General features: G+C 28.8%; 13 protein-coding genes and 1 other annotated feature. Of the genes, 7 read left to right on the top strand and 6 right to left on the bottom strand.

Annotated elements, in window-relative coordinates; all coding sequences use genetic code 11:
• Window positions 1-222: 222 nt before the first annotated feature.
• The 4 genes from KIB46_RS14715 to KIB46_RS14700 are packed head-to-tail and all read left to right on the top strand — an operon-like array spanning window position 223 to window position 5638.
• Entirely contained in the window at window positions 223-1821 is a 1599-nt protein-coding gene (locus tag KIB46_RS14715; protein ID WP_156559401.1) for a response regulator, read from the top strand.
• A gap of 9 nt (window positions 1822-1830) precedes the next feature.
• On the top strand, window positions 1831-3615 hold the full coding sequence (locus KIB46_RS14710; protein WP_291672859.1) for a sensor histidine kinase: 1785 nt from the start codon (window positions 1831-1833) through the stop codon (window positions 3613-3615).
• Window positions 3608-4567: a substrate-binding domain-containing protein gene (locus KIB46_RS14705; protein ID WP_291672857.1), complete on the top strand. Its 960-nt coding sequence runs from the start codon at window positions 3608-3610 to the stop codon at window positions 4565-4567. Before KIB46_RS14710 ends, KIB46_RS14705 begins: the two co-directional genes overlap by 8 nt.
• A 27-nt stretch (window positions 4568-4594) precedes the next feature.
• Window positions 4595-5638: a galactose ABC transporter substrate-binding protein gene (locus KIB46_RS14700; RefSeq protein WP_291672855.1), complete on the top strand. Its 1044-nt coding sequence runs from the start codon at window positions 4595-4597 to the stop codon at window positions 5636-5638.
• Window positions 5639-5681: 43 nt separating this feature from the next.
• Here the strand turns inward: KIB46_RS14700 and KIB46_RS14695 are convergent, their stop codons facing one another.
• Window positions 5682-6014 carry a HesB-like protein gene (locus KIB46_RS14695; RefSeq protein WP_156559409.1) on the bottom strand — a complete coding sequence of 111 codons (333 nt, stop codon included), beginning with the start codon at window positions 6012-6014 and terminating at the stop codon, window positions 5682-5684.
• 209 nt (window positions 6015-6223) lie between these two features.
• On the opposite strand from KIB46_RS14695, the gene KIB46_RS14690 reads away from it, so the two are divergent.
• On the top strand, window positions 6224-6979 hold the full coding sequence (locus KIB46_RS14690) for a methyltransferase domain-containing protein (protein ID WP_291672852.1): 756 nt from the start codon (window positions 6224-6226) through the stop codon (window positions 6977-6979).
• 97 nt (window positions 6980-7076) lie between these two features.
• Here KIB46_RS14690 and leuS read toward each other — a convergent pair whose 3' ends face one another.
• The 4 genes from leuS to KIB46_RS14670 form a co-directional block, all read right to left on the bottom strand.
• Window positions 7077-9524: a leucine--tRNA ligase gene (gene leuS, locus KIB46_RS14685; protein WP_291672850.1), complete on the bottom strand. Its 2448-nt coding sequence runs from the start codon at window positions 9522-9524 to the stop codon at window positions 7077-7079.
• A gap of 52 nt (window positions 9525-9576) precedes the next feature.
• Window positions 9577-9782, bottom strand: a binding site (T-box leader).
• A gap of 48 nt (window positions 9783-9830) precedes the next feature.
• On the bottom strand, window positions 9831-10727 hold the full coding sequence (locus tag KIB46_RS14680) for a TraB/GumN family protein (RefSeq protein ID WP_291672848.1): 897 nt from the start codon (window positions 10725-10727) through the stop codon (window positions 9831-9833).
• 67 nt (window positions 10728-10794) lie between these two features.
• A complete protein-coding gene (locus KIB46_RS14675; RefSeq protein WP_291672846.1) occupies window positions 10795-11544 on the bottom strand; it encodes a hypothetical protein in 750 nt (249 codons plus the stop codon).
• 2 nt (window positions 11545-11546) lie between these two features.
• A complete protein-coding gene (locus KIB46_RS14670) occupies window positions 11547-12086 on the bottom strand; it encodes a sigma-70 family RNA polymerase sigma factor (RefSeq protein ID WP_291672844.1) in 540 nt (179 codons plus the stop codon).
• A gap of 208 nt (window positions 12087-12294) precedes the next feature.
• On the opposite strand from KIB46_RS14670, the gene KIB46_RS14665 reads away from it, so the two are divergent.
• The gene (locus KIB46_RS14665; protein WP_156559419.1) at window positions 12295-12657 is read left to right on the top strand and encodes a YccF domain-containing protein; all 363 of its coding nucleotides are present in this window, start codon (window positions 12295-12297) and stop codon (window positions 12655-12657) included.
• A gap of 49 nt (window positions 12658-12706) precedes the next feature.
• Here the strand turns inward: KIB46_RS14665 and KIB46_RS14660 are convergent, their stop codons facing one another.
• Window positions 12707-14035 carry an amino acid permease gene (locus tag KIB46_RS14660; RefSeq protein WP_156559421.1) on the bottom strand — a complete coding sequence of 443 codons (1329 nt, stop codon included), beginning with the start codon at window positions 14033-14035 and terminating at the stop codon, window positions 12707-12709.
• A gap of 268 nt (window positions 14036-14303) precedes the next feature.
• Between KIB46_RS14660 and KIB46_RS14655 the strand changes: the two genes are divergently transcribed.
• The coding region (locus KIB46_RS14655; protein WP_363290423.1) for a rubredoxin-like domain-containing protein at window positions 14304-14383 on the top strand (80 nt) is incomplete at its 3' end.

Raw genomic sequence — 14383 nt, 5'->3', positions numbered from 1 at the left:
GAATATTTTATCATAAATCCTAAACTCGTAGAGTTTGGGATTTATTTTTTTTACAAAAAAAGAGCTACGCACTAATTATTTAGTGCGACAGCCCCTTTTGTCGTGTAAAAATAAGTATGATATAAAATTATTTTGTTGAATATATATTAAGGTGATGAGATAATAGTTTCAGGTATAAAATGTATCAAAAGAAAAAATCTATCATAAATAGGAGGTAGGTTCATGAATTTATATAAGGTATTGATAGTAGATGATGAGGAAGAAATAAGACATGGAATAATAAAGAAGATTGATTGGGAAAAGTATGGATTTACAGTAGTAGGTGATGCTGAAAATGGAAAGGATGCCATAGATAAAGTTGAAAAGTTTCAGCCAGATATAATTATGACAGACATAAAGATGCCTTTTATGGATGGATTAGAATTAGGAGAATATGTGTATAAAGAATCTCCATCTACTAAGATTATAATTTTTTCTGGATCTGATGATTTGGAATATGCCCATAAAGCTATTAAAATAAATGTAGTAGAATATGTTTTGAAACCTATAAATTCTATAGAATTAATTGAGGTTTTAAAGAAATTAAAGAATACTATGGATGAAGAATATAATGAAAAAAAGAATTTTGAGAAGTTAAATAAATATTATCTTGAAAGTCTTCCAATAATGAAAGAAAAGTTTTTGGTTGGAACTATAGAGGGAAGAATAGAAGGTAGCAGTTGGGTACAAGCTGGTAAGAAGGTTGGAGTAGAGTTTAATTTTCCATACTTTGCTATTGGTGTTTTATATAACGATAAACTTATAGATAGTAGTAAGCATAAAGAAAACGATTTTGTAGATATATCAATTAAACAAATAGTTGATGAAATATTAGTTAATTATTGTAAGGCTATTAGTTTTATCTATTCTGGAAAGGTTATCATAATTAGTAATTTAGATAATAAGGATGGAATTATAAATTTAATTAATGGACTAAATGAAGTTTGTAAAAGTTGTGAAAGAGTGTTAGGGCAAAAAGTATCCGCCGGTATAGGGCAAATAGTTAGAGGGTATGAGGAAATTAGATTTTCTTATAAAATGGCTAGAAATGCACTGCATTACAGGATGGTATTAGGAACAGGAAAAGCCTTATATATTGAAGATGTTGAGCCGGATAATTCAGTTCAGCTTCAATTTGATGAAAATGATGAGAGAGAACTATTAAATGTTATTAAGTTAAAATCAGATGAAGAAATAAAGGACTCTATAAGCAAATTATTTTGTAGAATAGAAAAACTTCTATTACCTTTTAATAAATACAAAATTTATTTTATAGAAATAACCACATCTTTATTAAAGGTGGTACAAGCTTACAATATTAATGTGGAGGAGATCTTTGGGGAAGGATTTAATTGTTATAGTCACTTAGATGATTTTAATTCTATAAATCAAGCTGAAGAGTGGTTTATAGAAAAATCAATAAGAATTAATAATTTAATTAGAAGGGAAAGAATGGACTCCTCCAAATTATTAATTGAAAAAGCAAAAGAATATATTAACCAAAATTATAGTAATCCTGAACTATCTGTTGAAGTTATTTGTTCTCAGTTACATGTTAGTCCAACTTATTTTTCTACTTTATTTAAAAAGGAGACTGGTAGTAATTTTGTAAACTATCTAACAAGTACTAGATTAAGTGAAGCAGTAAATTTGCTTAACACAACAGATTATAAGTCATATATGATAGCAGAAAAAGTTGGATATACTGAAGCTAATTATTTTAGTTATGTATTCAAAAAGAAATTTGGGGTATCTCCTTCAAGGTATAGAAACGTTAAGTAGGTAATAACTATGAAGAGGATAAATTTATATAAAAACAAAGGTATACAATATATAATTTCAATATCTTTTACAATAATTGCTGTAATAGGAATGATTACGTTAGGTGAAATTTTATATATTAGATTTGTTAGATTAAATGAAGAAATAATATCTAAGAATAATAAAGCTATAGTTAATCAAGTGAATCTAAATTTAGATAGTTATCTAAGAAATATAATGAAAGTATCTGATGGAATGTACTATAACGTAATTAAAAAAGTAGATTTCTCTAAAGAAAGTATAGATAATGAATTGAATTTATTATATGAAACAAATAAAGATTTTCTTGTAAGTATAACGTTATTTTCAAAGTATGGAGAAATAGTAGCAGGGTATCCTTATAAGGAATTAAAGGAATCTATAGAGCCTAGGGATAATGCTTGGTTCATTAATGCTGCAAATAAAAAAGAGAATCTACATTTTTCTACTCCACATGTACAAAATCTTTTTGTAGATCCATCATATAGATATCGGTGGGTTGTTTCATTAAGTAGGGCTGTAGAGTTAACTTATAATGGTGAGACAAGCCAAGGTATATTGTTAGTAGATATGAATTTTAGTGGGATAGAGCAAATATTTAAAAATATAGATATAAGTAAATCAGGATATGTTTATTTAGTAGATAGTAAGGGAGAAATAATTTATCATCCAAGGCAGCAGCTTATATATTCAAATTTGATTGATGAAAATAATGAGAAAACTGTAAATTATGAAGATGGAACTATAGTAGAAAGTTTTAATGGAGAAGAAAGAGTCGTTACTACCAAAACTGTTGGATATACTGGGTGGAAGATAGTAGCCGTAACCCCAATGAAGGATATTACGGAAAATTATAGCCATATGAGAATATTTTTAATTCTAATTATATTCTTTGGGGTATTAATATTAACAATAATAAATATAGTAGTATCATCTAGAATAGCAACTCCTATAAGAAGTTTAGAAAATAAAGTTAGAAAGTTTGAAGAGGGTGTAAGAGATATTGATTTTTCTACAGCAGGATCATATGAAGTAAAACACCTAGGTAAAGCTATAAACTCAATGGTGGCTCAGATGAATTCACTCATGGATAATATAGTTAGAGAACAAGAACTAAAGAGAAAGACAGAACTAGATGCTCTTCAAGCTCAAATAAATCCTCACTTCCTTTATAATACATTAGATTCTATAGTGTGGATGGTAGAAGGGGAAAGGTATGAAGGAGCAGTAACTATGGTTACAGCCTTAGCAAGATTTTTTAGAATAAGCTTAAGCAAGGGAAAGAATGTAATAAAGCTAAGGGATGAGTTAGAGCATGTAAGTAATTATTTAACAATACAAAATATACGTTATAAGAATAAATTTTCATATAGAATACAAGCTGAAGATGATGTTTTAGATTTAGCATGTATCAAGTTAGTAGTTCAACCGTTAGTAGAGAATGCTATATATCATGGTATGGAGTATATGGATGGGGATGGAGAGATAGATATTAAGGCTTATAGTGAAAATAATGAGGCCATTATTGAGGTAAAGGATAATGGACTTGGAATGACAGAAGATATTGTAGAATCATTACTTGAAAAAGTACAGACTAGTAAAAAGGGCTTTGGTGTTGGACTAAGAAATGTTAATGAAAGAATAAAATTATATTTTGGGCCTATATATGGATTAGAGATTAATAGTGAGCCAGATGAGGGAACATCTATAAAAATACACATACCTATGATAAAGTATGATGACTATGAAAGGGGGGAAAACAAGAAAAATGAGTAAACAAAAGAAGAGGATATTTGTAATTTTTATAGCAATAGCAATAATACTATTTTTGTTTATTCTAGACTTTTTATTAAGAGAGGATAATAAAGAAGTAATATATAATATTGCTTATATATCGGATACAACCAAGAGTGAAGATATAAAAGTAATATCAGAGGGGATAAATCAAGCTGCCAAAGACATGAGAGTAGAAGTTAAAAGTTATATTCTAGCCAATGATAATGAAGTAGAATCCCAAATAGATTTGATAAAAAAGGTAGTTAAAGATAAGGTGGATGCAATATTATTGAATCCAACAGATAGTAATAGGTTAGTTGAGACGATTAAAGAAGTATATAAAGATGTTCCTATTGTCTTAATAAATTCTGAAATTAATGATTTTAATAGTATTCCTATAATATCTTGTGATAATGAAGAAGTTGGTAAAAAGATTGCAGATGAAATTATTAGAAATGGAAATACAAGAAATAATATAGGAATAATAGTAACTAATAAAAATAAAAGTAATTTACAGGATATGTACAGAGGATTTTTATCGGAAATAAACTATAGTAAAAATAATTGTAAAGAGTTAAATATAGGTGAAAATATTAATACTTATAGTCAACAGATAAATAATTTTATAAAATTAGAAAATATAGATGTTTTAGTTACATTTGAAAGAGATATATTAGAAGAATTAGCTAAGATGAAAAAAGAAAAAAAATTAGAGATAGAGTTGTATGGAATGGGGAGAACAAACAAGATATTATCATATTTAGAAGAAGATATAATTAATTCGATTGCGGTACAAAATGAATTTAATTTAGGCTATTTAGGGGTGAAAATAGCTGTAGATAAACTAAATAATAAAGATACTAGTAGTAAAACAATAGATTTTTCTGTTATTAATAAAAGTAATATGTATTGGGACGATAATCAAAAAATACTATTTCCTTTTATAAAATAGAAATAATATGGTTAGGATGGTATAAAGATGAGAAAAGGTATGAGAAGATTTATATTAGTTGTATCAACTATTTATATGTATAGTTCATTAATTTCATGTAATGACCGTAAAGTTGAAGAAGAAGAGGTTAGGGATATAAAAATAGGCATAAGTATATATGAACAAGATGATATATTTATTTCTAGCATTATATCTAATATAGAGAATATAACAAAGGAAAAAAGAAATGAGGGGAGTTATAATATAACTTTAAATGTTGAGGATGCAAAGTCTAACCAATATAATCAGAATGAGCAAGTAGATATGTTTATTGACCAAGGATATGATGTAATGTGTATAAATCTTGTTGACAGAAGATCAGCTGCAAATATAATTAATAAAGCAAAAAATGCAAATATACCGGTTATATTTTTTAATAGAGAGCCAGTTGAAGAGGATATGAATATGTGGAATAAAGTATATTATGTTGGAGCTCAAGCTGAACAGTCTGGGATGATGCAGGGAGATATAGTAATAGAAAAATATAAAAATGATCAAAGTAGTGTTGATAAGAATGGTGATGGAAAAATACAGTATGTTATGTTAGAGGGAGAGCAAGGACATCAAGATGCTTCAATAAGAACTGAATATAGTGTAAAGAGATTAGTAGACAGTGGAATTAAAGTAGAAAAGTTAGGTAGTGAAGTTGCTAATTGGTCAAGAACTGAAGCATCAGAAAAAGTGACTAGATGGATTGAAAAATATAATGATAAAGTAGAGCTTATTATTAGTAATAATGATGATATGGCTTTAGGAGCAATAGATGTATTAAATAAGTCTAAAATCAAAAATAATATGCCTTTAATTGTAGGAGTAGATGGAATTAATGATGCCCTTAAAGCAATAGAGAATGGACAAATGACAGGGACAGTAATTAGTGATGCGTATAAACAAGGAAAAGCTATATTTGATACTGCTTTGAGAGTGTCATCAGGAAATATATTAAATAATGATAATGGTATAGATGAAAGATATATAAGAATACCTCATGTAATTGTTACCAAAGAAAATGTAGGGGAATATATTAAATAAAAAAGGATGTTGCAATTTTAGCAACATCCTTTTTATGTTTTAATTAGTGACAACCGCCACCACAGCTTCCGCATCCGCTACCTTCTGGAGCGATTACAGGCTTTAATGAAAGTCCTCTACCTTGGTTTTCTTCGCTTGAAAGGATAATGAATCCACCAAATTCATCAACTAAACTCTTTTCCATAATAAAAGTAATGTCATTAACAACTTCTGTTACATCTGCATCTGTTGCTTCACTTACAGAAATGTTAAAAACAGGACCGCTACATGCATATCCCCCTAAGTTGATTCTAATATTATAAGATTCAACTTTATTTTCGTCTAAGAATTCTTTAAATTCTTTATATGCTTCTTCGTTTATAGTTATATTTTTCATTAACTTCACCTACTTATAATTTCTATTAATTGATAATATATATCACTACACCTAGTATAACATAACTTCAAATTTTTTCAAGAAGTTTTTATATTAATACTATTCATGGGTATTAGTTATGGTTATAATATTATCATGTATAGTTTAACTAATATGTTATGCTATTATACTTTAAAATACAAATAATTACAGCAAGGGGAATTAATTTAATGATACCGTATAATAAAGAATTTATAATAGATAAAATAAAAGAGTATGAAGATAAAATAGATAGTGGATTAATAGGGGAATTTGAAATTTTAAAAAGAGATTCTTTAAGTGGTAAAGTTGAAGGATACTTATATACGAAAAGTGATGATATTGCTGGACCTATACCAGAGCTAATAGGAGAAAATAAAAGAGTTTGGATGAGATTAAGTTCTAAAGAAATAGAAGGATCATATGAATTTATAAAGTTTGCAACTGGTAAAGTTGGTGTTGTAGGTTTAGGGTTAGGATATGTAGCACAGGAGTTAGCTAAAAAGCAAGATGTTGAAAAAGTAGTTGTGTATGAAATTAGTGAGGATGTAGTTGAGCTTTATAAAAGAAATTTTGGAGAAAATGAAAAAATAGAAATTATAGTTGGAGATGCCTTCAATGCCTCAAAAGATAGTTTCGATTTCTTTTATACAGATATATATGAATATAAACTATCTATGCAAGTAGTAGAAGATTATATTAAGCTTAATAAATTACATGATATTAAAGAATATTCCTTCTTTGGGATGGAACACTTTTTATTGAGTTGTAAATATGATGAAATAGTTTGGGTATATGTACCAGAGACATGGATGGCTATGTGTAAGGATTTATCAGAAGCATTAGATCAATCTGGATATATTAAATTTTATGAGCAGTTAGATGAAGAGTTAGTAAGTAAAGTTTTAGCTGGATTTAAAGAGGTGTTTAACAAGGGGATGGAATAGTTAATAGCAGTACTTCTCTATTTACAGATATAATTAATGGTTGCTAGTGCACAAAAATAAAAAGAGTGTATCTAAATTTTTAGATACACTCTTTCTATTATTTAACAACTATATTAACTAATCTACCTTTTATAACAATTACCTTAACAATTGTTTTTCCTTCAGTATTTTGTTTAATAACGTCATCAATTAAAGCTGCTGCTTTAATTCCTTCTTCATCAAGGTCAGAAGCAACATTTATTCTATTTTTTATTTTACCATTAATTTGTATAGCTATTTCTACTTCATCCTTAACTAAAGCCTTAGGGTCAAAAGTTGGCCAAGCTTCGTTAAATACTGATGTAGAGTTGCCAGCTAAGTTCCATTGTTCTTCGGAGAAGTGAGGAGCAAATGGTGCAAGTAATCTGATGAAGTCTAAGATAACTTCCTTTAAGAAATCAAGGTTCTTAGTTTCTTCTTGCATATACTTAGATAATGCATTTACGAATTCCATCATTCTTGCTATAGCCGTGTTAAATTGCATTTTATCTCCATCTTCAGAAACGCCCTTTATTGCAGTATGTCTCCAGAAGTTTAGTTCTTTTTCAGCCTTATCTATAGTAGACTTACCATTTCCAGCTTTAATAGCTTCATTAGCAGAATCAAGAGTTCTTTCAATTCTATCTACGAATCTAGCAACAGACTTAATTCCGTCATCACTCCAAGCTCCACCTTCTGTGTAAGCAAAACCAAACATTAGGTACATTCTAAATACATCGGAACCATGTTGCTTGATGTAATCGTCAGGAGAAATTGTATTTCCCTTAGATTTACTCATCTTTAAACCATCAGGTCCTAGGATTAATCCTTGGTGAGTAAGAGACGTAAATGGTTCATCAAATGTTAAATATCCCATATCTCTTAATGCCTTAGTTATGAATCTAGCATAAAGAAGGTGCATACAAGCATGTTCAGGACCACCAACATATTTATCAACTGGTAGCATTTTATTAATTATTTCAGGATCAAATGCTTTTTCTGAATTTTTGCTATCAGGGTATCTTAAGTAGTACCAAGATGAACATACAAAAGTATCTAAAGTATCACATTCTCTTGTAGCTTCTCCACCACATTGTGGACAAGTACACTTCTTAAATTCTTCACTCTTAGCAAGTGGGGATTTTCCGTCTGGAGCAAATTCAACATTATAAGGTAGCTTAACTGGAAGTTGATCTTCTGGTACTGGAACAGTTCCACACTTATCACAGTAGATCATAGGAATTGGAGCTCCCCAGTATCTTTGTCTTGAAACTAACCAATCTCTTAATCTAAAGTTAACCTTCATTGAACCTAAGTTTTGAGAAGCTAGTTTTTCAACTATCTTTTCCTTAGCTTCAGCTGTTTCTAATCCATCAAATTCACCTGAGTTAACTAAAACACCATGTTCGCAGTATGGAAGTTCAGTTTCTTCACCATTTTTAGCTGCAATAACTCTTTCAATTGGTAGATTAAACTTTGTGGCAAAAGCAAAGTCTCTTTCATCATGAGCTGGAACTGCCATAACTGCACCTGTACCATAAGTTGCAAGTACATAGTCAGAAATCCATATTGGCACTTCTCTACCATTGATTGGGTTAATAGCATAAGAACCAGTGAATACACCAGTCTTTTCTTTAGTGATTGATTGTCTTTCAATTTCACTTTGCTTAGCAGCAAGTTCTTTATATTCTTCAACAGCAGCCTTATTCTCTTCAGCAGTAAGCTTATCTACTAGCTTATTTTCTGGAGCTAAAACAACATAAGTTACACCATTTAATGTATCAACTCTTGTAGTAAATACATCAAAGCTTAAATCAGAGTTTTTAACTTTGAAAGTAACTTCTGCACCAGTAGATCTACCAATCCAGTGTTTTTGCATAGCTACAGTTTTTTCAGGCCAATCTAAATCATCTAATTTATCTAATAATTCATCAGCATAATCAGTTATTTTTAAGAACCATTGAGTAAGCTCTTTCTTAGTAACTTCAGTATTACATCTTTCACAAGCACCATCAACAACTTGTTCATTAGCTAAAACTGTATTACAAGATGGACACCAGTTAACAGGTGCATTCTTTCTGTAAGCTAATCCTTTCTTATAAAGTTGAAGGAATAACCATTGAGTCCACTTATAATATTCTGGGGCACAAGTTACTACTTCACTTTCCCAGTTAAACATAGCTCCCATAGCTTTTAATTGTTGTTCCATAGTTTCTATATTCTTATAAGTTGAATCTTGAGGGTGAATACCAGTCTTTATTGCAAAGTTTTCAGCTGGTAAACCAAATGCATCAAATCCCATTGGTTGGAATACATTATACCCTTGCATTCTCTTAAGTCTAGCCCAAGTATCAACTGGTCCATAGTTAAACCAGTGACCAGCATGTAACTGGCTACCTGAAGGATAAGAGAACATTTCTAAAGTATAAAGTTTCTTATCTAAATTTTCAGGATTAAACTTATATAATTCTTCTTTTTCCCATTTTTCTTGCCATTTCTTATCAACAGCAGTTCCGTAGTTTCCCATTAAAAATCCTCCTTAAAATCTGTTATAAAAATAAAAACCTTTCATCTCTATATTAAGAGACGAAAGGTAAAATTTCCGTGGTACCACTCTTATTAGGATAAAAAATATCCTCACTCAATAACTATATCGGGCTTACCCGTACTTGTTTTTACAAGTATGCTCATAGACAAGTTCCCAAGTTTACAACACTATTTTGCACCAACCAATAGCTCTCTGAAGTTATAATTAAATGGTACTACTTCTAATCAACGCACTAAAATATTCAATAGTATAAATAATTATATATTTTATATGAGTTAAAGTCAACTATAGTCTATTTATAGTATAACCTCTCTTTTCTAATTCTTTTAATACGCTATCTTCACCAATAAAGTGCTTGCATCCAACAGCTATAGTATGATTTTTTCCATCTTTCACTAGTTTATCAATGTTTTCTGCCATTTTTATATTTCTTTGAGTAACTAAAGCATCATAGAATTCAGGAACTTCCTTTTTCATATTTGCAACATCTTCTTCAAGAAATTCTATATTACCATCAACATATGCATTAAAAGTATCTTTTAAATATTTGATAGTTTCATCTTTTTTCGAAGAATCAGTAACTGTTGCTATAGTAGCTTTTACATCATCCCAAGTATATAAGTTATTCAATAAATCAAGTTGGAAATCAACACTTTCAAGTTCATGAATTTCAATACCTTTTTCTTGAGATTTTTTTATTAGTAGTTCATCAAAAGAAGTAGTATAATTTTCTTCTTGATACATAGTACTTTCAAGTATAGATACTATACCAGCAGGAGTTAATACAGATAAAGCACTAATGTTCATATTGGATGGTGCTAATATTTCATTAACTTTTTTTATTTCATCCTCAGTCAATTGATTTTTAGCTGTTTTATCAGAAGTGTTTAGCAATTTATCTTGAGAAGCAGTAACTTTAGCTATATCAGTAATATCAGCTTCTACAGATAGAACATCTGTATTTTTTAATATTTTAGTTACTTTTTTATTGAAAAAGTTATGAGTGCTAGGAGCAGGATGCATAGTACCAATTAAATTAATTGTTACATCCCCTTTAGTAGCGGTCCATAAATATCCTTCAGCTACAGGTGTTTTATTTCCACATCCAATTAAAGCTCCAAGTGTAAAAACGCCTAGCAATAAAGTAGCAAATGGCTTTATAAGCTTTTTAGTGATCTTCATGTTAAATTCCCCCTATAATCAAATTAATAAGTTAATTATACCAAATATTTACATGAGATGTACGCTTTTATATACTATCAAGTAATCCAAGTGTAGTAAATAAGGCAAATATTACAAATATAAAAACTATTAAAAGTTTAGATAAAGTTTTTCTTTTTGGAAGAGTATTTGGAATATTTAAACTTAATAATGTAGATAAAATATCTTGGATATCTTTAGGGTCTTTTGGATCATCTGAAACAAAATATAGTTTATTAGAAGAAAATGGAGTGTCTTTTAATTGTATAACCAAATTTACATTACTAAATTTCATATTATCTTTATAGGAATTTGATAGATATACAGTTTCAATTTTTTCTATAGGAATTATCTGTTCATTAATAGCTTTAAAAGTATTACTAAATGAATAAAGATATATATTTTTATGAGTTATATACATTTGGTAGTAGAAAAGAGTTTCTCCCCAATAAGGAGCAATATCATTAAATTCCATGCCAGCACCAATATTTAAAAACTTTGAGGAAATAACTTCTTCATTTTTGGGAGTGAATTTTTTATTAAATGCAGAAATAACTAATTTTTGTAAAACTTTTGCATTTTTAATTAAGTGTATTGTATAATCTCTTTCTGGTCCAAGACTTAAATAAGTTGAATATATATTAGAGGGGGAAAAGTCTATGTCTAAATCGGTGTTATTAATAAAACACCAATTAAGGGTGAATTTTAAAGATTTTTTTAGGCTTTCTTTTTGTTCGTTAGATAACGTAACATCAGCAAGAGACTCTTCATCTATATCAATTAATTCATATTTATTCATATTTAATTTTCCTCCTTCATTAATTTTGAAAGCTTTGTTCTAGCCCGTAATATCCTAAGTTTAACTGCATTAGGAGTCATATTATAGAGTTTAGATATTTCTTTTATATCTTTATTTAAAAAGAAACGTTGAATAAAAATATTTCTATCTATTTCTTTGAAGTTCAAAATATATTTTTTTACCGATTCTAATTCTTCTTTAGTAATTTGTTCTGATTCTATATTGTCTGTATATATTAAAGTATTATTATCATCATTTATGGTATTTAAGTGATGCTTTTCTTTTCTTATTAAGTCTATACTTGTATGTTTTGCTATTGATGCAATCCAATTTTTAAATTTATTATCAGGATAGTTAAAAGAATCTATACAATGCCAGACCTTAAGAAGAACATCATTAACACATTCCTCACTTAATGTTTTTGAGTTTGTATTTGTGTAAGCAATTCTATATATAAGATTCCCGTAAGTATCTAGTACATAAAGTAGAGCCTCTTGATTTTTATTTTTTAATTCTTTTACAAAATTTAAATCATCTATCATCTGAAATTCGTTTCCCCCCTATATTAAATAAATTAAACTTTTATATAAGATATCCTTTAATATTTAGATGTATTTAAAGTACTTTCGTATATACAGTCGTAAAAAAATAAGTATGGTTTCAAATTTTTGTATTATATTAAAGAAAAAGTTTATTTAAAATTTAGAAATGTAGTATATAATATATAAATAAAATCATAGGGGGATAAAGATGAGTTGTTTAGGAAATATTATATGGATTATATTTGGGGGATTCTTTAATGCATTGGGGTGGTTATTTGCAGGATTACTTTGGTGCTTAACTATAGTAGGAATACCAGTGGGATTACAATGTTTTAAAATGGCAAGTTTACAATTTGCACCTTTTGGTAAAGAAGTAGTTACTGTAAGTGATAGTTCAGGAAATCTACTATTAAATATATTATGGTTATTATTTGGTGGGTTAGTATTATGTATAGGCAATTTAATAAGTGCAGTTTTATTATGCATAACTATTGTAGGGATACCATTTGCTGCACAATGTTTTAAGCTAGCAAAGTTATCATTAATGCCTTTTGGAAAAGAAATTAGATAAAGGAAAAAAGAGCTGTAGTACTTTTAATTTAGTACTATAGCTCTTTTTATTACTTGTTTTTATCTTGTAATTTTTTATATACGTAAAATGGTATTCCTATAAGCATTAATATAAATACCCACATTGCAGAAACTGATCCTGATCCATATATTATGTACAGTGAATATGCAAATGCTAATAAGGAAAAGAAGGCATGTTTTATAAATCTACCAAAGCTTAATTTATTTCCTGATTTGTATGTAAGGATAATTTCAGCACAAGCACTTAATGCATAAGCTGGAATAAATGATAAAGTTGCAAGATTTATCATAAAATCGAAAGCTGAAGTTAAACTTGAAACATAATTAGCAATTAAAAGTATATTAGTACAAAGTGTGGATATAAATAAAGCTACTACAGGAGTCTTAAACTTTGGATGTAATTTACTGAAGAATTTAGGAAATAATCCATCAGTACCAGCAGCATAAGCCATTCTTGCTGTTGTCATTATCCAACCTGAACAAGCTCCAGCAGCTGAAATAACTACTCCAAGAGATATAAATGATCCACCCCAAGTGCCTCCAGTTATATTATTTATTATAGATGATAAAGGTGCATTAGATGAAGCAAGATCTGCTTGTGATAATCCACCCATAGCTAAAATTGAAAGCAATAAGTATATAATAGAAGCAAAAATTGTTCCAATTACTGTACTTCTTCTAATATTAACTTCAGGATTTTTTATTTCACCACCTGAAACAACAGCACTTTCTAATCCAACAAAAGACCATAAGGTAACAGCTATTGCAGGTGCAAGTGATCCTAATCCAGTAACCTTAGGAGAAGAATAAGTCTTAAGATATTCTGGGTTAAATCCAATTACAGCTATTATTAAGAATACAAGTATAACTAATAACTTTAATGTAGTAGTAATTATTCCAATAATTCCAGCTTCTTTAACACCTTTATAATTTATATAAGTCATTATCCATAAGAATGCAGAAGAAACTAAAAAAGCAATTAATCCATTTGAAGATAGTATTGGGAAAAAAGGAGTTAAATATCTAATTATTGCTGTTATTATAGCGGCATTACCGATCCATGAACCAATCCAAAATGTCCAGGCTACTAAAAATGCAGTAAATTCCCCAAATGCCTTATGGGTATATACTATAGGACCACCTGTTGTAGGATATTTTGTTCCTAAGTTAGCAAAAGAAAGAGCTAGCAGAACAGAACCTATTCCTGTAATTATCCAAGCTAGAATTGTTGTTGTTGGGTTTGCAACTTGGGCAAGACTTTGAGGTGAGGTGAAAATGCCTGATCCCATCATATTTCCAACAACAATAGCTGTTGCTGCGGTTAATCCAAGTTCTCTTTTTAAGTTATTATCTTCCATATTTTTCTCCTTAATATAATTTTATTAATTTATTGACAATAAAATTATATCTTCATATATAAAAGATGTCTATTAAAATAATTATTTGCCAAAAAGAAGAGTCTTATTATATAATAGGATAAAAATAGAAAAAATAATGAAAAAATATATTTACAAATAATAATTATTATTATATAATAATAAATGTAGAACGAAAGATAATAAATATTAAGAAACAAAAGATGAATTTTGAATGATGATTAATGTTATATATAGGAGGAGAAAAGATATGAAAAAATTTGTTTGTACAGTATGTGGATATGTTCATGAAGGAGAAAGTGCACCAGAAAAGTGCCCATTATGTGGAGT

It is taken from the genome of Clostridium sp., from assembly GCF_018372875.1.
Taxonomy (GTDB): Bacteria; Bacillota; Clostridia; order Clostridiales; family Clostridiaceae; genus Clostridium.
The sequence above is the reverse complement of the archived record's forward strand: the minus strand, read 5'-3'. Positions and strand labels throughout refer to the sequence as shown.

Bases quoted from the DNA above. Each gene is read 5' to 3' on its own strand.
- KIB46_RS14715 (WP_156559401.1), top strand. From the start codon at position 223: ATGAATTTATATAAGGTATTGATAGTAGATGATGAGGAAGAAATAAGA.
- KIB46_RS14710 (WP_291672859.1), top strand. From the start codon at position 1,831: ATGAAGAGGATAAATTTATATAAAAACAAAGGTATACAATATATAATT.
- KIB46_RS14705 (WP_291672857.1), top strand. From the start codon at position 3,608: ATGAGTAAACAAAAGAAGAGGATATTTGTAATTTTTATAGCAATAGCA.
- KIB46_RS14700 (WP_291672855.1), top strand. From the start codon at position 4,595: ATGAGAAAAGGTATGAGAAGATTTATATTAGTTGTATCAACTATTTAT.
- KIB46_RS14695 (WP_156559409.1), bottom strand. From the start codon at position 6,014: ATGAAAAATATAACTATAAACGAAGAAGCATATAAAGAATTTAAAGAA.
- KIB46_RS14690 (WP_291672852.1), top strand. From the start codon at position 6,224: ATGATACCGTATAATAAAGAATTTATAATAGATAAAATAAAAGAGTAT.
- leuS (WP_291672850.1), bottom strand. From the start codon at position 9,524: ATGGGAAACTACGGAACTGCTGTTGATAAGAAATGGCAAGAAAAATGG.
- KIB46_RS14680 (WP_291672848.1), bottom strand. From the start codon at position 10,727: ATGAAGATCACTAAAAAGCTTATAAAGCCATTTGCTACTTTATTGCTA.
- KIB46_RS14675 (WP_291672846.1), bottom strand. From the start codon at position 11,544: ATGAATAAATATGAATTAATTGATATAGATGAAGAGTCTCTTGCTGAT.
- KIB46_RS14670 (WP_291672844.1), bottom strand. From the start codon at position 12,086: ATGATAGATGATTTAAATTTTGTAAAAGAATTAAAAAATAAAAATCAA.
- KIB46_RS14665 (WP_156559419.1), top strand. From the start codon at position 12,295: ATGAGTTGTTTAGGAAATATTATATGGATTATATTTGGGGGATTCTTT.
- KIB46_RS14660 (WP_156559421.1), bottom strand. From the start codon at position 14,035: ATGGAAGATAATAACTTAAAAAGAGAACTTGGATTAACCGCAGCAACA.